This is a genomic window from Flagellimonas baculiformis, assembly GCF_033441575.1.
In the GTDB taxonomy this organism is placed as follows: Bacteria; Bacteroidota; Bacteroidia; order Flavobacteriales; family Flavobacteriaceae; genus Flagellimonas; species Flagellimonas baculiformis.
On record NZ_JAUZVW010000003.1, the window covers coordinates 190,789 to 209,993 of the forward strand.

At 46.2% G+C, this 19,205-nt stretch carries 14 protein-coding genes; 5 read left to right on the top strand and 9 right to left on the bottom strand.

Annotation, left to right across the window (positions count from 1 at the left end; genetic code table 11):
• Positions 1-17 precede the first annotated feature (17 nt).
• Positions 18-551: a ComF family protein gene (locus SD450_RS05815; protein ID WP_318343691.1), complete on the top strand. Its 534-nt coding sequence runs from the start codon at positions 18-20 to the stop codon at positions 549-551.
• A gap of 65 nt (positions 552-616) precedes the next feature.
• The gene (locus SD450_RS05820) at positions 617-2,236 is read left to right on the top strand and encodes an Ig-like domain-containing protein (RefSeq protein ID WP_318343692.1); all 1,620 of its coding nucleotides are present in this window, start codon (positions 617-619) and stop codon (positions 2,234-2,236) included.
• Here the strand turns inward: SD450_RS05820 and SD450_RS05825 are convergent.
• The 3 genes from SD450_RS05825 to katG all read right to left on the bottom strand — a co-directional run bounded on the left by SD450_RS05825 (position 2,220) and on the right by katG (position 5,803).
• A complete protein-coding gene (locus tag SD450_RS05825) occupies positions 2,220-2,996 on the bottom strand; it encodes an amidohydrolase (protein ID WP_318343693.1) in 777 nt (258 codons plus the stop codon). The two genes, SD450_RS05820 and SD450_RS05825, sit on opposite strands and share 17 nt — an antisense overlap.
• Entirely contained in the window at positions 2,996-3,472 is a 477-nt protein-coding gene (locus SD450_RS05830) for an ankyrin repeat domain-containing protein (protein ID WP_318343694.1), read from the bottom strand. The genes SD450_RS05825 and SD450_RS05830 overlap by 1 nt, the downstream gene beginning before the upstream one ends.
• Before the next feature lie 102 nt (positions 3,473-3,574).
• Positions 3,575-5,803, bottom strand: a complete 2,229-nt coding sequence (gene katG / locus SD450_RS05835; RefSeq protein ID WP_318343695.1) for a catalase/peroxidase HPI — start codon at positions 5,801-5,803, stop codon at positions 3,575-3,577.
• Between the two features lie 273 nt (positions 5,804-6,076).
• Here katG and SD450_RS05840 point away from each other — a divergent pair, with 273 nt between their 5' ends.
• Together SD450_RS05840 and SD450_RS05845 are read left to right on the top strand one after the other, a co-directional pair.
• A complete protein-coding gene (locus SD450_RS05840) occupies positions 6,077-6,682 on the top strand; it encodes a DinB family protein (RefSeq protein WP_318343696.1) in 606 nt (201 codons plus the stop codon).
• Between the two features lie 102 nt (positions 6,683-6,784).
• Positions 6,785-7,315: a lipid-binding SYLF domain-containing protein gene (locus SD450_RS05845; RefSeq protein WP_318343697.1), complete on the top strand. Its 531-nt coding sequence runs from the start codon at positions 6,785-6,787 to the stop codon at positions 7,313-7,315.
• 63 nt (positions 7,316-7,378) lie between these two features.
• Here SD450_RS05845 and SD450_RS05850 read toward each other — a convergent pair whose 3' ends face one another.
• Both SD450_RS05850 and SD450_RS05855 read right to left on the bottom strand, forming a co-directional pair.
• Positions 7,379-8,839 (bottom strand): DUF5689 domain-containing protein, encoded by a 1,461-nt coding sequence (locus tag SD450_RS05850; protein WP_318343698.1) that lies wholly within the window; start codon positions 8,837-8,839, stop codon positions 7,379-7,381.
• Positions 8,840-8,912: 73 nt separating this feature from the next.
• On the bottom strand, positions 8,913-11,648 hold the full coding sequence (locus SD450_RS05855; protein ID WP_318343699.1) for a TonB-dependent receptor: 2,736 nt from the start codon (positions 11,646-11,648) through the stop codon (positions 8,913-8,915).
• A gap of 97 nt (positions 11,649-11,745) precedes the next feature.
• On the opposite strand from SD450_RS05855, the gene SD450_RS05860 reads away from it, so the two are divergent.
• Entirely contained in the window at positions 11,746-12,783 is a 1,038-nt protein-coding gene (locus SD450_RS05860) for an endonuclease/exonuclease/phosphatase family protein (protein WP_318343700.1), read from the top strand.
• An 11-nt stretch (positions 12,784-12,794) separates the two neighbouring features.
• On the opposite strand, the gene SD450_RS05865 is transcribed toward SD450_RS05860, so the two are convergent.
• From SD450_RS05865 to SD450_RS05880, 4 genes are all read right to left on the bottom strand, one after another.
• Positions 12,795-13,232, bottom strand: coding sequence for a hypothetical protein (locus SD450_RS05865; protein WP_318343701.1), 438 nt, complete (start codon positions 13,230-13,232; stop codon positions 12,795-12,797).
• Positions 13,233-13,324: 92 nt separating this feature from the next.
• Positions 13,325-16,117 (bottom strand): TonB-dependent receptor, encoded by a 2,793-nt coding sequence (locus SD450_RS05870; RefSeq protein ID WP_318343702.1) that lies wholly within the window; start codon positions 16,115-16,117, stop codon positions 13,325-13,327.
• Between the two features lie 172 nt (positions 16,118-16,289).
• Positions 16,290-17,921, bottom strand: coding sequence for a glucose-6-phosphate isomerase (gene pgi / locus SD450_RS05875; protein WP_318343703.1), 1,632 nt, complete (start codon positions 17,919-17,921; stop codon positions 16,290-16,292).
• Positions 17,921-19,198, bottom strand: a complete 1,278-nt coding sequence (locus SD450_RS05880) for a M23 family metallopeptidase (RefSeq protein WP_318343704.1) — start codon at positions 19,196-19,198, stop codon at positions 17,921-17,923. Before SD450_RS05880 ends, pgi begins: the two co-directional genes overlap by 1 nt.
• Positions 19,199-19,205: the final 7 nt, after the last annotated feature.

A 19,205-nucleotide genomic window follows, 5' to 3' on the forward strand; every position in this document is an offset into this window, starting at 1 on the left:
AAAACGTGGTAGACCGTATGTTTTATGGAAGAATCCCGATAAAAAAGGCTGCTTCGTTCATTTTTTTCCCGAAAAATGGATTGGTGAAAAACTTGATCCATTGGTTGAAGTACAAAAACCAAGAAGAGATCGGGAGCTTTTTGGGGGATTGGTGTGGCTCCACCCTACAAAATGATGCCGGCCTCGGACAGATAGATGTCGTGGTCCCGGTGCCACTGCACCCCAAAAAACAGAAAAAAAGGGGCTATAACCAAGTGGCACTCTTTGCCCAAAAGATAGCGGACAATATCCAAGCCGAGTACAGGGACGACATCCTCATAAAAGGCGTGAACATAACATCACAGACCAAGAAGGATAGGCACCTTCGCTGGGAAAGTTCCAAAGAGGCTTTTCGGCTGAACCCCGACTGCAATGTCGATTTTAGGCATGTGCTCTTGGTGGATGACGTGATCACCACGGGCTCCACCATGGAATCCTGTGCAAGTATCCTTTTGCAACTCGAAGAGGTGGAAGTTTCCCTGTTGAGCATGGCCGTGGTGCAACAGGGTTAAAATTTGTGAATCCCTTGTCCCAGTTTTCAAATTAGTTGTTTCTTTGTCCCACATTGGTTTTAGGCATGGTGTACTTAAAAAAAGTGTTGGGCTTTCTTTTCTTCGCCTTCATCGTTCTGGCGCTTTGGCAATGTGCCAAAAGAGGATCCCCGAGCGGTGGGCCCAAGGACATCACACCCCCAAAACTGGTACGCACGGAGCCTGAAAACTTCAGCATCAATTTCAAGGCAAAAAAGATCAGGCTTTATTTTGATGAACTCATCAAACTTGAAGATGTACAGAACCAACTGGTGGTTTCCCCTCCTTTTAAAAACTCGGCACAGATCATGCCCCAGGGAATTCCGAGCAAGTACATCGAACTGACCATAAAGGATACCCTTCGGGAAAACACCACTTATACCATCAACTTTGGACAGAGTATTGTGGACAACAACGAGGGCAATCCCAACCGGTTTTTGACCTATGTTTTTTCCACCGGTGATTATATCGATTCCCTCTCCGTTTCAGGTGCCGTAAAAGATGCCTATAACCGCAAAGCGGAGGAATTCATCAGTGTGATGCTCTATGAAATGGACAGTACCTATACCGATTCGACCATCTATAAAAGTCCGCCGCGGTATATTTCGAATACGGGGGACAGCCTCCCACTGTTCGAGCTCAAAAACCTCAAGGCAGGGAAATATGCCCTTGTTGCACTGAAAGATGTGAACAAGAACAATATGTTCAACCAAAACCAGGACAAGATTGGTTTTGTAGAGGACACCATTACCATCCCCACGGACTCCATCTACGTGTTGAGCCTTTTCAAGGAAGTCCCAGATTATTCGGCTTCCGTGCCCAGTTATGTGGCCAAGAACAAGATCATCTTTGGTTTTCAGGGCGACCCTATGGACATGAAAATCGAACCATTGACCACATTGCCCGATTCGGTGAGGACCACCATCCAAAAGGAGCGGGGCAAGGACACCCTGAACTATTGGCTGACTCCTACCGATCTGGACTCCATCATTTTTACGGTGACCAATGACAAGATGAAAATGATAGACACCTTCACTGTGAAGACCCGAAAATTGCCCTTGGATTCCCTGAAAGTGTCCACCAATGCCAGTGGAAAGTTCAATCTGGAAGACACGTTCAGCCTGCTGGTCAATACGCCCATCACCGAAGTAGATACCAGCAAGGTAGAACTCATGGTAAGCGATTCCATTCCGCTGCCCTATACCCATACCCTGGACACCTTGGAGAACAAAGTGGATTTTGATTTTGATGTGGAGCCCAACCAAAAGTACCGTTTCTCCTTTTTGCCCGGGGCCATCACCGATTTTTTTGGCATGCAGAACGATACGCTGGATTATAGTTTCTCCACCAGTAGCCTAACAGATTATGGCGTTCTTCGCATGAACCTCGGCGGTGATGTGACCTATCCGGTGATTGTACAGTTGACCAATGAAAAAGGGGACGTCCTGCGTGAGATCATAGCCACCGAACCTCGAATGTTCGAGTTCAACAGCCTTGAGCCGGCCAATTATGTGGCCCGTGTCATTTTTGATGAGAACGGGAATGGAAAATGGGACACGGGAAGCTACCTCAACAAAATACAGCCCGAACGCATCAGTTACTATCCCGGTTTGATCGAGATACGGGCGAATTGGGAAAAAGAGGAAAATTTTATCCTTTCCAACTAAAATTGTCCCTATCCTCTAAAAAGCGAAGTTTTTTTCGGGTGGATTCGATGTGCTCCTTGTCCAATGTGGCATATAGGATTTCCTCTCCCCCAGAATAAGCCATTTGTTTCCCCAGCACATCATAGACGGCCGAATGGCCCGGATATTCATGTTGTAGATGGTCTTGGCCGATTCGGTTCACCCCGATGCAGTAAGCCATGTTCTCGATGGCACGGGCCTTGAGCAGCGTATCCCATGCCTCTATTCTGGGTTTCGGCCAATTGGCCACATAGATCAGCACATCATAATCTTCCACATTTCTGGCCCAGACCGGAAAGCGAAGGTCGTAACAGATCAGCGGGCAAATGTTAAAACCCTTGTACTCCACGATCAGTTTTTGTTTCCCTGCTTCATATACCTTGTCCTCTCCTGCCAAGGTGAAGGTGTGCTTTTTATCGTAGGTATGGTATTCTCCGTTGGGTTCCACAAAGAAGAGTCGGTTGAAGTAGTTTCCATTTTCCTGAAAGACGATACTCCCCGTTAAGGCCGTGTTCTTTTGTTGGGCCAATCGTTGCATCCATTCCACTGTTTGCTTTCCTTCGGAGGAATCAATCTGCCCTGGTTCCATGGTAAATCCACTGGTGAACATTTCGGGAAGCACGACCAAATCGACTTCCTCTGAAATGGCATTGATCTTCTCCCCGAACATTGTTCTGTTTTTCTCCGGGTTTTCCCAATGAAGATGGGACTGTATGAGTGCTATGCGAAGGGTTCGGGCCATCACTTGTTTTCCAAAAGTTTCACCAATGGCTGTATGCCCTGTTCCTTGGCATGGTCCAAAGCGGATTTTCCTTTGGCATCCTTGATGGAGACATCGGCCCCATGTGCCAAAAGTAGCTTTGACATATCTTCCCTATTGAAGGTCACGGCGTAGATCAAACAGGTGGCGCCCATGGCATTTTTGTGGTTCACATTGGCCCCGGCTTGGATCAATTGCTTTGCAATGTCCACATAACCCTTGAAACAGACACCCATGAGTGCCGTGTTGCCTGAGCCGTCCTTGGCATCTACCTTGGCCCCATTTTCCAATAAGAGTTGCACCACATCCCCGTGGCCATAATAGGCTGCCAGCAAGAGCGGGGTAGAGCCTCTTTGGTCTTGGGTCTCCAGGAGTTTGGGAGCGGTCTGCAATTGGGATTCAACAGCATCCACATGGCCGCTTCGGATATGGTTGAAAAAATCTTCGGTACTGCTCATACTAGTTTGAAAGTTATAAAAAAACTGCCACAACCTTGGTCGGTCATGGCAGTCTTTTGCAGTTTCTTTTCTTTTTCTATAGACTTAATTCATTTGCCCAAATTAGGCCAAATCGAAACGATCCAGGTTCATCACTTTGGTCCAAGCGGCCACAAAGTCCTTCACAAATTTCGCTTTGCCATCCTCTGAAGCATATACTTCGGCCACGGCGCGCAAGATGGAATTGGAGCCGAACACCAAGTCCACACGGGTACCGGTCCATTTAAAATCGCCTGTCTTGCGGTCACGTCCTTCGTACAATGATTTTTCTTCATTGGCCGCTTTCCATTCCGTGGTCATATCGAGCAGGTTCGCGAAGAAGTCATTGCTCAACACGCCTACATTATCGGTAAGGATACCGTGCCTTGATCCGTCAAAGTTGGCGCCCAAGACACGCAAACCACCCACAAGGGCCGTCATTTCGGGAGCGGTAAGGGTCAGCAATTGGGCTTTGTCCACCAACAGATGTTCAGCTTGCACTTTTACCCCATCCTTCACGTAGTTACGGAAACCGTCGTATTTAGGCTCCAAATAATTGGTGGCCTCAATATCGGTTTGATCTTGACGGGCATCGTTACGTCCGGGTTCAAAAGGCACTTCGATTGCAAATCCGCCATCTTTGGCAGCTTTTTCCACGGCAGCACTACCTGCCAGAACGATCATGTCGGCCAAGGAAACTTTCTTACCGCCAGTGGTGGCGTTGCCGTTGAATTCATCCTTGATTCCTTCAAGAACCTTAATGGTCTTATCGGTGCCTTTGTTCACTTCCCAGCTTTTCATGGGCTCTAGGTTGATGCGTGCCCCATTGGCTCCTCCACGTTTATCCCCTCCACGGAAGGTGGAAGCTGATGACCATGCGGTGTAGACCAAATCAGAAATGGAAACACCAGAATCCAATACTTTGACTTTCAATGCCTTAACATCAGAAGCATCAATCAATGTATAATCTATAGCTGGAATGGGGTCTTGCCAAATAAGTTCCTCTTTGGGCACTTCAGGGCCGAGATAACGGGAACGTGGTCCCATATCACGGTGAGTCAATTTGAACCATGCACGGGCATATGCCTCGGCGAAAGCTTGTGGGTTTTCCAAAAACTTACGTGAAATCTTCTCATAAGCGGGATCAAAACGCAACGATAGGTCGGTGGTCAACATCATCGGTTTTCTATTGGGACCGCCAAATGGGTCAGGGATAATGGCCTCCGCATCTTTGGCCACCCATTGGTGTGCACCAGCGGGGCTCTTGGTCAATTCCCATTCATACTTAAATAGGAATTTAAAGAAGTCGTTGCTCCATCGTACCGGTGTAGAGGTCCAGGTCACTTCCAATCCAGAAGTAAAAGTATCAGGCCCTAAACCAGTACCGTTCTTGTTGAGCCAACCAAAACCTTGCAGCGCCAAATCTTCTCCTTCAGGGTCAACACCTACCAACTCGGCATTTCCATTACCATGGGTTTTACCAATGGTATGGCCCCCGGCAATCAGCGCCACGGTTTCCTCATCATCCATGGCCATTCGCTTAAAGGTTTCGCGAATGTCGTGGGCGGCAGCCACAGGATCGGGGTTTCCATCGGGTCCTTCCGGATTTACGTAGATCAATCCCATTTGCACAGCGGCCAATGGATTTTCCAGATCACGCTCTTCCTTATTATGGGAATAACGGCTGTTGGGTGTGTCGCTCAGGGCCAACCATTCCGTTTCGCTGCCCCAATACACATCTTGGTCCGGCTCCCAAACGTCCTCACGACCTCCGGCAAAACCAAAGGTTCGGAACCCTGTGGATTCCAAGGCTACGTTCCCGGCCAATATCATAAGGTCTGCCCACGATATTTTCTGACCATATTTTTGTTTGATGGGCCATAACAGACGACGGGCTTTGTCCAAGCTTACGTTGTCCGGCCAGGAGTTTAGTGGCGCAAATCGTTGCTGACCACGTCCACCACCGCCACGACCATCTCCAGAACGGTACGTACCGGCACTGTGCCATGCCATTCGGATAAACAGACCGGCATAGCTACCAAAATCGGCGGGCCACCAGTCCTTTGAATCGGTCATGACATCCAAAAGGTCTTTTTTAAGTGCTGCGTAATCCAGTTTTTTAAACTCTTCAGCGTAATTGAATTTTTCTCCAAGCGGATTTGACTTTTCGGAATGCTGGCTCAAAAGCTCCAACTTAAGTTGGTTGGGCCACCAATGTGTGTTTTGTGTACCGCTTCCGGCCACTGGGCCCTTCTCTCCATTTAAAAAAGGGCACTTTGCATCATCGGCCCCATTTGCCAGTTCTTTACTCATGATTGTATGTTGTTTTAATTAGATTTTTTTCGCCACCCTAAAAGTACAAAAATGCTGTTTTTCAGCATAGACAATTCATATTAAAATATTATAAAATCATAGATTAAACCTATTTCAACAAGTGGTTTCATGGATTTTTTCATTTTAGATAAATAAATCTCTCCATTTGGCGCATTTGACCCTCTTAGGGGTCTATATTTACCATATCTTTATATTTGGATTACATCGATCGATCCAAAAAACACAATCACAACAACCTAAAACACTGTAGAAATGAAAAAAATGATTCTACCCATGTTGGCGTTGGTCCTCTTCGGCTTTAGCACAGATACGGGAAAGCTTACAGAGGAAGAGCGCAGGATGGCAAACCAACATTTGGCCGAAACCCGGGACCATATGTTGGACGTTCTGGACGGCCTTACCGATGAACAATTGAACTTTAAACCAGGTGATGGCTCTTGGTCCATTGCAGAAGGAGTGGAACACCTTGCCATTCTGGAAACCACCTTTGGGGATTTGGTGCACAAGTCCGTGGCCGATGGCCCCAACCCGGAGCTAAAGGATTCCTTGGTATTCAAGGACGAACAGATCATGCCCATGGTAACGGACAGGAGCAACAAAGTGAAAACCTCCGAAGCTTTTGAGCCCAGTGGCAAATTCGGTTCCCACGAGGAAACATTACAAGCTTTTTTGGAGAAGCGGAGCGAACTCATGGATTATGTAAAAACCACCGATGACGACCTTAGAAACCGCTTCAACAGCGATTTCCCATTTGGTACAGTGGATGCATTGCAACTCATTATATTCACTGCTGCCCATACCGAGCGCCATGTGCTGCAAATGGAGGAGGTCATGGCCCATGCCGATTTTCCTGAATAGGCGGCCCAACAATACAATTTCATTAACATTAATTGGCAAACCCTTTCCAAATTGGAAGGGGTTCGTTTTTTACCTTTGGTAAAACACTAAAACACACGTATTATGAAAATCGCGAAATCAATAGCCTTGGCTTTGATGCTGCTATTTGGCGTTGGTGTCATGGCCCAGAGCAAAAAGGACCAAAAAATAATGGACGATGCGAAAAAGGCGAAGCAGACCCTTTTGAATGCCCAACCGGGACTGGAAGACTTTTTTGAGAATTCGGCAGGTTATGCCCTTTTTCCCAACGTGGGCAAGGGAGGCTTCATCATTGGCGGGGCCTCTGGGAACGGGGTCGTCTATGAAGACGGTACCGCCGTGGGCATGGCCGACCTTAAAAAACTGAACGTGGGACTACAGGCCGGTGGACAGGCCATCATAGAGGTCATCTTTTTTGAGACCGATGTGGACCTGGAACGCTTTAAGGGTGGTGAGTTCCAATTTGCCGCGGAAACCTCTGCCGTGGCCCTAAAATCAGGGGTGGCCTTCAATGCCAAATATAAGGATGGCGTGGCCGTGTTTGCCCTGCCCAAGGCCGGCTTGATGGCCGATGCCTCGGTAGGCGGACAGAAGTTTGGGTATAAGGCTTTTTAAGGCGTGCCCATCGATAAAGAACAAAGCCCCATTTATGGGGCTTTTCTTTTTTAAAGACTTCGACTAATCCCTTACTCCGGGCGTAAAATCCTGTGGGGCATTTCGGGGCTGGTTGGTGGTGCCCGCGTCACCGGTATCGTTAAAGATGTTCCATTCCGAGAAGGTATAGACCGCATTTCCTTCGGTAATGTTGCCGTTCCGTACAGCGCGGCCATCCTCAAACTCGTGGTCGGTGCCGGAACCATCCTCGCCGATCCTTCCAAAGACATCGATCACGGTACCAAAAGGGTCCACCAATTCCAGATTGTCATCTCCGTTGGAGTCTGCCGGGCTGTTGGTGGAAACGCCAAGATCTGGGGGAAAGCCATAGACCAGTTCAAATTCCGCGGCATTGGGGGAAATCACGAGCGTACTATGGGCGTCAATGATCAAACCAGATAGATCAATGGTGGAACTAATCTCCGTATTTTCGTTGGTGTATCGCCCAAGTGTCCACAGGTTCAGATCCAAAGGCTCCGAGGCAGCATTGTAGAGTTCCACAAAACGTGCACCTGCATTATTATCAGGATCGGCGAGTTCTGAAATGAAAATTTGGTTGGACGTAAATTCGGTGATGATTTCGGGACAACGTTCATATATCAACTCAAGATCGGTCACATCCCTTATGACCAATTGAGGTGTTTTGCCATCCTTGATCAGCACTCCGGTGACGGTTCCATTTCCTTCGGGAAGCGGTTCGGCCTGAAAATCGGCGTACCCACTATTGAGCAAAACCAGTTCATTTTCCCCACAGTCCTGAAGATGTCGTTCCGTTTCCTCTGCTGAAATCGCGTAGGTTTCCCCAAGCTCCCTGTCCACCACCTCCAATCCTTCCAACCGCACCAAGGTGTTGATGGGGATGCTATCCAGTTCTGAAATGGTGGTAAGGGTCGGTTCCACACTCACTTCCTCGCAGGAACGGAACACATGCTCCATGACCTTCAGGCTGGGCAACCTGCCCACGGACACATTACCAAAAGAGGTGAAGGCACTTCCCAACTTGATCGTTCCTCCCGTTTTCCCCAAGTAAAGTCCCTTCAACTTTACCAAAACCTTACTGTTCGCTGGAAAAAACAGATGGGAATCCCTCAAATCTATTTGGAGCAGCACCCCTTGGGACGGATTCGTTGGGGTGTCCTGAAGGTGAATTTCCCCGAAAAAATTCCCTGCCCTATCCGAAGAAATGACAACGCCTTCCAACACGAGGTCCTCATGGATCTGGATTACTTCATCCCTCAAAAGGGTGTCCAACCCAGCAAAGCTGATGTTGGCCTTCAGGTCGGGGTTGCAATTTTTTTCCAGTGTCCCAAAATCTGTTCCGTCCACACAGGACATGGCCAGTATTAAAATAAAAATTGTATATCCGTAATTGTACCAGTGGTTCTGGAGGTTTGTACCGATGCTTTGTTTTTGTCCTCTTGAGCGCAGTCGAAAGGCAGACAAAAACATCTCGACTGCGCTCGATGTGACATTTGGATTGATCACTGGTACAATTGTGTGTAATTCAAAAATAAAAAGTGATATATGTTTAAAAAGTATATTCTTCATGGTCAATGGATTAAAAGCTTATCGCCAAATTCAAAAAATAGGTTCTTCCATAGCTGTACCAATACTTTGGTCCAAAGGATGGCGAACCGCTCTGGTTGTCCTGCTGCCATTGCCCAAAATTTCCATTTCGGCTCTGTTCATAACCGCCTGTCCTAAATATGGAGTCGAACAGGTTGCCCACACTTGCAAAGGCACTGATGTACTTTTTGCCCACAATCCACGATTTTCCTCCCACCAGATTGAGGAGGTAGATGTCGTCCATATTCCGTTGCTTTAGCAATTTTTCCAAATTTTCAGGGGTGGCTTCCTGAAATGGCTCCCCGGTTTCTGGGTCCAACAAAAAACTTTGGGTCCTGGTAATGGTCGAAATGCCGATGTAGTTGTTGCTCAGATAATTGGCCGTGGCCCCGGCCCACCAATATTTTGGCGACCGATACTCCACCCCCAGAGCAAAGGCCTTTTGTGGCCCTTGTGCCAGTTTCAGCCCTTTTAAGGAAGCAATGCCCAAATCGATGGTGCCTTCGGGATCGATCAGGTCTTCCTCAGGTCCGGCGGTGTCAAAATTGATCTGCACGTTGGGGTTACTGGCATACACATACTGCCCCACATTGCCCACAGCGGTCAATTTTACGTTGGAAGAAGGTTCGTATTGCAACCCGAATTCAATCCCTTTGTGCAGTTTGTCCAGATCTGTAATGACCTCTTGCACGAAATCGGAACCCAGTCCTGAGTCCACAAAGAAGAAATTGATGTCCGTGGTGTTCTGGAACCGGGTGTAGAAGGCACTTATCCGCCCGGTCAATTGGGGCAATCGGACAAAATAATTCAGGTCAACGGAGGTGATGGTCTCCTTCTGAAGCGCTGGGACAACTTCATTGTTTTCCCTGGGGTTGATGAAACTGTTCTGCAAAGTCGGTGGTCTTTCCATTTTTGCCCCATTTGCCGTGAACCAATGTCTACCTGTCAGAAAATAGCTGACACCTCCCTTGAGGCCCAAACTTGAAAACGATACTTTCTCACCAGGACCGAAGGAATTTTCCAAAAAACGTTCATTTTTGAACAGCCCGTTTCGCTGTGCATTCAAACTGGCATAGGAAACTGAGGCAAAACCCGTCAATTTATTGCTGGTGTATGATCCTTGCGCAAAGGTCTCCAGTTGAGAAGCATCCATTTTATAGTGGTAATTGGACCTATCTCCCTCCATTTTTTGGAGACTTCCATCCATATCGTTCAAGGTTTGGGAAAAGGCATCCATATCCTCATAAAATTCCGCCCCCAACAAATCGGTGATCTGCGCATAATTCTCTGATGCCGTGGACTTGAAATTTCCACCAAAACTGAGTTGAAAACAATCGTTCGGGTTATAATTCAAGTTGCTGGATGCTGTAATCGTTCTATCATCCGACACATCATCATAAAGGATATAGGCCGCTTTCCCATCATTCTCACCATTGGCGATGTACAATTGTTCCCAAACCGTTTGCGGATCTGTCAAAAATGCTTCCTTCGCCAAATTTGCATTGATAAAATCGGCCCCGATGGAACTGTTGATGTGGTAACTGGGCAGATAACGGTAGTAAGTAGGGTCGGGGTTGGGGGCATTGAAATAACCCAATCGGCTCCTCGCATGGGTCCCGAATTGGTAGGCAACTCCCGTGTTCCACTGGAGTTTGTCCAGTTGCAGTGTATGGTTGAGCAAAAACAGGGGTTCAAAAAGGTCGCGTTCCCTTGAATTTCGGATCTTTCCATCCTGCACTCCCCAATAGGGATTGTACTGATGGCCCACCAGTTCAAAAACTTCTTCGGTGAGTGCTGCGGAGCGTCCCCGCCTGTTCTTGGCCAAAATGGAGGTGAACGAGATGCTGTTCTGTGGATTGAATTGGTATTCCAAGGCCCCGAAAAAGGAGTAGGCATCGTAGAGGGTGCCATCCACATACCCTTCCTTGGCCCATCTGCGTGAGGCCGAAACGGTATAGGCCAGGCCATTCTTGCCCAAACCAGAGCTGTAAGTGCCCATCAACCTGCCCCGATAGGTGCGGTTGGAGGCAGAAGCTGACAGACGGACTCCAGGTCTCATCCCAGAAGGCCGGGTATCGATATGGGTATTGCCCAAAATGCCTCCAAAAGTATAGGGATTGAAGGAGAGCGTGTTGGTATATTCTTGGTTTCGCAACACATCGTTGAGCCCGCCCCAGTTGTTCCACTGGGGCCTTCCATCAAAAAACTTGTTCATCGGGATGCCATTGATGAGCACGTTCCCGTTTTGCGAATCGTAGCCCCGTACCTTAAAAAAGGCCTGACCAAAATCAAAGGCGGCGCGGTTCAGAAAAACATCCCTTGTGGATTGCAGAAGTCCCAAGGCCCCTGAGACGGTTTCCTCATCATCCAGCAATTCGCCATCCGTCAACGTGATCAGGTTATCCGTTTTTTCCTGGACAATGTCCCTTTCCAGATAAAGGATACCCAAATCAATAGGGCTTCCTTCCAAATAGAGGGAAAACCGTTTCTCGATAAAATCCTGGGCATACACCCGCAGGATATATTCCCCTGTTTGTTCCACATCAATCTTGAAATGGCCATTCTGATCTGAACTAAATTCATTTGAAGTGCCCTCCAATAAAAGAGAGGCGTTCTGAACGGGCAAATCTGTCCCCTTTTCTTGCAGATGCCCTGTAATGACAGTACGTTGTTGTCCATATTGGGAGATGGAACTACAGAGTACCGCCACGAGTATAGCTGTTCTCATAGCGTATAAGTAGGTTAACAAAAAAGAGGTTGTAATTGCTTTACGAGGTATAAAAAGCAAACAATCTTACTTATTTTAGACAAAAAATCAAAACATAATGCGATCATTAATATGCCTACTTGTATTAATATCGACCTCACTCCATGGACAAAAGTCCAAAACATACACCTTAAGGACCATTGCGTTCTATAACCTTGAAAACCTTTTTGATACACAGAACGACACGCTGACCTTTGATGAGGACCATACGCCAGAAGGCCGTTATCATTGGACGCCCGAGCTGTACCAAAAAAAGATCGGGAACATGACCCGGGTGCTTTCCCAGATCGGTCAGGACGTTTCCAAGACCTCACCGGATGTCATCGGTCTGTGCGAAGTGGAGAACCGAAGGGTTCTGGAAGATTTGATAGCCCATCCTTTCCTTCGGGACAAGGATTATGGCATCGTACATTTTGATTCCCCGGATATGCGGGGCATCGATGTGGCGCTGCTGTACAAGAAGGCTTCTTTTTTACCATCTTCCTTTAAAAGCCATAGGCTTTTGCTTTTCGATGACCTAGGAGAGCGGATCTATACCCGTGACCAACTGGTGGTGGGTGGAACGATGGACCAAGAAGAAGTCCATTTTATTGTGAACCACTGGCCTTCCAGAAGAGGTGGCGCCACCAAAAGTCAACCCAACAGGATTAAAGCGGCCCTTTTGAACAAGCGCATCATCGATTCCATCCAAGAACTGGACCCTGACGCCAAGATCATTGCTATGGGCGACTTGAACGACGACCCTATCGATGATAGCTTAAAATCCATATTAAAGACCAAGGGCGAGGTACAACAACTGGACAGCCTGAGTCTTTACAATCCCATGGAGAAAATGTTCCGAAAAGGGGTCGGCTCCTTGGCGTATCAGGACAAGTGGAGCCTTTTTGACCAATTTTTTATGACCCCGAACCTTGTGAACGAAAGCAAAGAAGGGCTTTCCTTTTGGAAAGCGGGCATTTATTCCCCATCCTTTTTGAAAACAAGCAAGGGAAAGTACAAGGGATATCCGCTACGTACGCATTCCGGCGGAAGCTACACAGGAGGTTATAGCGACCATTTCCCTGCCTATATTTTTTTGGTCAAGGCGGTTGATTGAGATTCCCGCAATTAAGCGAACCACTGACTCCAAGGAATACGGCTCAGAATCAACAGGAGGCCAAGCCCATAAAAAATGGAAATAGTCTTGAACTTTTTGTCACTCTCCATAAATTTCTTGTGCCTGGACCACCCAATGGTGATCAAAGCCAAGGCAATAATGTTGATGAAAGGATGTTCCACAGCCAAGAGACGCGCAGGGGCATTCAGTCCGCTCATCCCCAAGGTTTGGATGGCCTTTAGGCCATTGGCGGAAACAAAATAGAGCAATAGCCCCACCAACAGTTGGATGTGGCTCAGGATCAATGCAAAGAGGCTGATGCGCAAATCCTTGTGCATGGTAAAATCCTTTTTGCCCAACCAGCCCAACAGGGCATTGACAACTGCAAAAACAAGTACGGCCAAGACGATATAGGCCATGTAGGAGTGTAGGTTCTTGATAACTTCCATCGGTGTAGTTTGTGTGGCCTAAAAATACGGAATTTATGTATAAAAAAACCCTGCCGATGGGCAGGGTTTTAGTTATTGTCCAAATACTGGTTCTAGAAGTTATATCTAATACTCACATTCCATGTTCTTCCAAAACCGAAAAACACTCTGTTGAACCTATTTATACCGTTCCAGTTATCTGCAGGGTCAGTACTAGGTGATGAATTCGTCTCTGCTTCAGATATATACAATTCATCAAAAACATTGTTCACATTCAATCTTAAATTAAGTGACTTTGATTTATCGACACCAAGTAGCATTTTATAAGAAACTCCTGCATCAAATAAGTCATAAGCAGGCAACTTCAACAAAAAGTCACTATCTGCACTGCCGTCATTATTCTCATCAACAAAATCCGTTGGCCCAAAATCTGCATATAAGTTATCGGCATGGAACCAGCTAACATCAAACTTAAGTCTTTCAACTGGCTCAATATCAACTCCCAGTAAAGAAGTAAATTGTGCTGCGTCTCCTACCTTAACACCATCCAAAATAAGATTGGCCTCACCTACCGGATTGTTCCCGTTGTCAAAAACTGTACCGGATGGATTTCCTGAATATTCCCAGTTACCAATGGAAAGCATCCCATTTACATTTATCATAGAAGTGGGTTTTGCCACAAAATCAACTTCAATACCAGTATGAACCTGCTCTACTCCATTATAATTTACAGATCCTTGGAAAACTACATCCCCATTGCCATCTAATCTACTGTAACTATCAGAGACAAATCTATCTTTCCAAGAAGTTCTATACAAGTTGACATTTGCATTCAAGAATTGTGATCTAAAACCATAACCCAATTCAAGTCCCAAAATCTTTTCGTTGGTAAGTTCTGGATTGATGTCGTTAACAAAGTTTAAGAATACTGCATCAAACAAAGGTTGTTTCACATAATAACCGGCGTTTGCAAATACATTGTTCTTTTCATCCAAATTGTAGTTAAGACCACCTTTTATATTTCCCCCAACTTTGTTCACCCAATCTGTTGTTTGCTCAGGGTCTGAATCCAAATAATTAAAAGGATCTTCTCTTTTAAATCCTTGATTGGATATAGAACCTTGAACAAAAGCAGAAATATTGTCTTTATTGTATTCAAGTTGACCAAAGGCTCCTGTCCATCTTACAAAACCTAGATTGTAGTAATCTATCTTCTCCTCATCATCAATATTCTTAAATACATTAAGCGTATTCTTGATGGTAGGAGCATAAGTTTCCCTTACAAAATTGAAGGTGTTGTTTATGTTGTCGTTGTCAACATAATAATCCGCACCCAATAAATCTACCAATCTTCGGTAATGAAAACCTTTGTACGTTCTAAGATCAACACCTAGATCCCAACTCCAGTTTTCATTGATTTCGTTGTTGAAATTAATAATTGCCCCGAACCAGTTATGCGAATTAACCGAAGAACGTTGGGAAATACCATTTTCGGGACCATCTGTATATGCTTCGTCATCTTCAAAACCATAGGAACTGTTGTTCCCATTGACGAACAAGCCTTGATTTGCCAACTCCCCACCAAAAGTATAAGTTTGCCTTGGGGTACCGAAGTCAGGCACATTAACCCCACTGTTCCATGCTTCTATATCATCTACTCTGATTATTCCATCTTCAGTTTTGAAAGTGGAAGAGAAAGATTGTCTATCATTGATTTTACCTATTGATCCAACTGATCCACCCCGTCCAAATGAAGCATAAACCACCGTAGATAGAGATGACCTATCAGAAATGTTCCAATCCCAGTTAAGGGATGCTATCGGTTTATGATAAAAATTTCCACCAAATGTAAACTCTTTTCCATTTCTGTAACCCCAATCGCTATTGTAACGGATATCTGGGTCGGTCCCATTACCAAATCTTATGTAATCATTAATGGTAGGTGCAAAACTTCTTTGATTGTGTTGTTGTGGAGCACCTGTTACTGTAAACTGAAAACTATGGTCGTCGTTTGGATTATAGCCGAGTGCAAAAAAGTAATTGTAGCCTTCAAAACTGGTACCATCGGCATATCCATCCCCTGCTGTTCTACTAAGCAGCAATGAAGCGGATAAACCGTTATCCATTATACCCGTATTATAGGATGCGAGTGTTTTGATATAATTATTGTTTCCTATTGACGTTGAAATTGCACCGCCTTCTTTTCTGTCAGCAGTTTTGGTCACCACATTTATGGTACCACCTACAGAAGAAATTGCAAGTTTGGAAGACCCTAGTCCTCTTTGGACCTGCATTGCTGAAGTAACATCACTCAATCCTGCCCAGTTGCTCCAATAGACAATTCCATTTTCCATATCATTCACTGGAACTCCATTGATCATGACAGCAGAATTTTGAGTGTCAAAACCACGGATATTGATTCTGGCATCTCCAAAACCACCTCCTTGTTTGGTTACATATATGGATGGGGTGGATTTTAAGATTTCAGGGAATTCTTGAGAACCAAGTTTCTCTTGAATCTCAGCTGCTCTAATTGTAGATACAGCAACCGGAGTCTGTCTATCTTTTGCAATATCCATTACTCCAGTAACAACAACACCTTCCAATTCTTCGGCATCTGGCTGTAGGGTAATGGTGCCAACATTGCCTGTAGTGCTAAAAGGAACGCTCTTGCTCACAAATCCGATGTAGGAGATGAGCAGGGTTCCGGAACTTTGGTTTACTTCCAAAGTAAAGTTTCCATCAAAATCAGTTGATGTACCTGTGCTGGTTCCCTTCACCATCACAGTTGCCCCTGGAAGCGGACCGCCCAGTTCCCCGTCTGTGACCGTACCAGTAAGAGTTCCTTGTGAAAACGCCATTGCGGACATCAAAACTGCCGCAAAAGCCAAGTAGATTCTTTTCATTTAATTCAGTGTTTTAAGTAATTAATTAGCCCTGCAAATGTGATTTATTTTTGACACACTGCGATTAAGGCAAGGTTAAAAAAGAACGTTTTGATTAACACAAAATTAACAAACAAAGTTAGCTGACAAACAATTGTTTAGGCTTTTTATTCACAAATAAGAACCTCGCAGCCTACTCCTTAAAATATTGCAGAAGATGTAGCGTGGAGCTGTCGTGCTTGCCAATTTCTGAATTTCCCATCTCAGAAAGGATGGCAGTGGCCAATTGCTTGCCCAATTCCACACCCCATTGGTCATAACTGAAGATGTTCCACACAATCCCTTGGACGAATATCTTATGCTCGTAAAGGGCGATCAGGGCACCCAAGCTCTTGGGGGTGAGTTTTTGGATCAAGATGGTATTGGTGGGTTTGTTGCCCTCGAACACTTTAAAGGGAAAAAGCGCCTGAAGCTTGTCTTCGGACAGGTTTTTCAATTCTGCCTTGGCCTCTTCCGCTGTCTTTCCGTTCATCAGGGCCTCGGTCTGGGCAAAAAAGTTGGCCATCAGCTTGTTGTGATGGTCCTTGTCGCCATAAAGGGATTCCTTGAACCCAATAAAATCTGTGGGAATCAGTTTGGTCCCTTGATGGATCAGCTGGAAGAACGCATGTTGTGAATTGGTGCCGGGCTCTCCCCAAATAATGGTCCCGGTCTGGTGGGAAACCCTGTTCCCGTTCCGGTCCACACTCTTGCCATTGCTCTCCATGATGCCCTGTTGCAGATAGGCCGAAAAGCGGTGCAGGTATTGTGTATAGGGAATGATGGCCTCCGTTTCGGCGCCAAAAAAGTTATTGTACCAAACGCTGATGAGCGCCAAAACAACGGGTATGTTCTCCTGAAATGGGGTTTCCCTGAAATGAAGGTCCATTTCGTGTGCCCCTTCCAATAATTTCTCGAAATTTTCGTATCCTACGGAAAGCGCAATGGAAAGCCCTACGGCACTCCACAGGGAAAAGCGACCTCCTACCCAGTCCCACATGGGGAACACATTGTCATCGGCTATGCCAAATTCCCCGATTTTTTCCAAATTCGTGGAAACCGCAGCAAAATGAAGGGCCACATCTTTCTCAGCGGCATTCTTCAAAAACCATTTTTTAATGGTAAGCGCATTGCTGAGCGTTTCCTGTGTGGTGAACGTTTTGGAAACAATCACAAAAAGGGTGGTCTCTGGGTCGAGTTCCTTCAGCACTTCATGTACGTGGTCACCGTCCACATTGCTTACAAAGTGCATCTTCAGATGGTTCTTGTAGAATTTCAGGGCTTCGGTGACCATTACCGGCCCAAGGTCGGACCCCCCGATGCCAATATTGACCACATCGGTAAAGGTCTTGCCCGTAAAGCCCTTTCTTTTTCCGGAAATGACCTCTTCGGAAAAGGATTTGATCTTTTCCCTGACCTCGAAGACTTCATCCACGATGTTCTCTCCGTCCACAAAAATTTTGTCTCCTTTTTTAGCTCTCAGTGCCGTATGGAGCACGGCCCTACCTTCGGTCTGGTTGATAAGATCTCCTTCAAAATAGCTTTTGATGGCGTCTTCCAGGCCAACCTCTTCGGCAAGTTCAAAAAGCAACGAGAGGGTCTCCCCAGTGATTCTATTCTTTGAATAGTCCACCAAAAAATCGTCCCAGGTCAACATGAGCTTTTTGCCGCGGTCCTTGTCCGCTGCAAACAGTTCTTTTATCTGTGTGTTCTTCTGTTGTTCGTAATGTGCTAAAAGTTTGTTCCAGGCTTTGGTGGTAGTGGGGTCTATTTTGGGTAGTGCCATTACTGGTTATAGGTTATGAGGGTTTCTTCGGGTTCTGGGGCTGGCTCCATGAATTCTATGCAGTCCAATTGTGTTCTTAGGGGCTCTATGTGCTCCATATATTGTGTGCGGAGCGAATCGACAATGGGTTCTGCCGACGGGAGTTCTTCCCTAAGGGGATCCACTTGCTTGCCGTTCTTCCAAAAACGATAGCACACGTGGGGGCCTCCCGTGTTTCCGGTCATCCCTATCCAACCAATGACGTCCCCTTGACGTACAAAATCACCTCTTTTCACATTTTGGGCCTTCATATGGAGGTATTGGGTACTATAAATGCTGTTGTGCTTGATCTTCACATATTTCCCATTTCCACCCCTTCGAGTGGATTCCTCGACGGTTCCATCAGCCGTGGCAATGATGGGTGTACCTATCGGAGCGGCATAGTCCGTTCCTTTGTGGGGGCGCACTTTGTATCCGTAATAGGCAATCCTTCGCTTGAGGTTGTACCTTGAGGACAGTCTGTAACCAAACTTGATGGGCGCCCTCAGGAAAGTGCTCCTCAGGTTATTGGCCTCTTGGTCGTAGTAATCCAAAATATTGTTGACAGAATCAGTCACATAGGGAAAGGCGTAGATGGGCCTGCCCTTGTGCTCAAAATAAGCAGCCTTTATGCGGCCACGACCTGCATAGATGCTGTCGTTGATATATCGTTCATCAAAAATGACCTTGAACTTGTCGCCCTTTTCCAGTTTGAAAAAGTCGATGGTCCAAGCATAGATTTCCGAAAGCCCGATGGTGACGCTGTAATCCACGCCCAAATTGTCCATGGTCACGGAAAGATTGTTGTCGATGATGCCACCCACTTCCCTTTCCACCAATTTCACCTTGCGCTTGCTCTTGTAGGCCACTGCACTGTCCCTGAGGTCCACCACGGTATAGTTGATCCTATCTTCTTGATAGATGAACACCTTGGCCACCTCGGTAGTATCCTTGGATTTGAGGATAAGGTAGGGGTTGCCGATTTTGATTTTCCTTACATCGAAAGTGTCCCTATAATTTTCGGAAATGGCGGCAATCTTGGGGTAGTCCACTTTGTTCTTCAGCATAAGTTCACCAAAGCTGTCGCCAGATCTTACGGTATCGTGGACCACGTTGAACTCCTCCAGATTGAACCCATAATGTAGGACGGGAGGTTTTTCTATCGTTTCCACAATTGCCACTTCATCGACCGGTTCCTTGGCCTGTTTGCACGACACCAATACCATCAGTGTCAAGATTGCCCCAATACATTTTTGCATCACTATC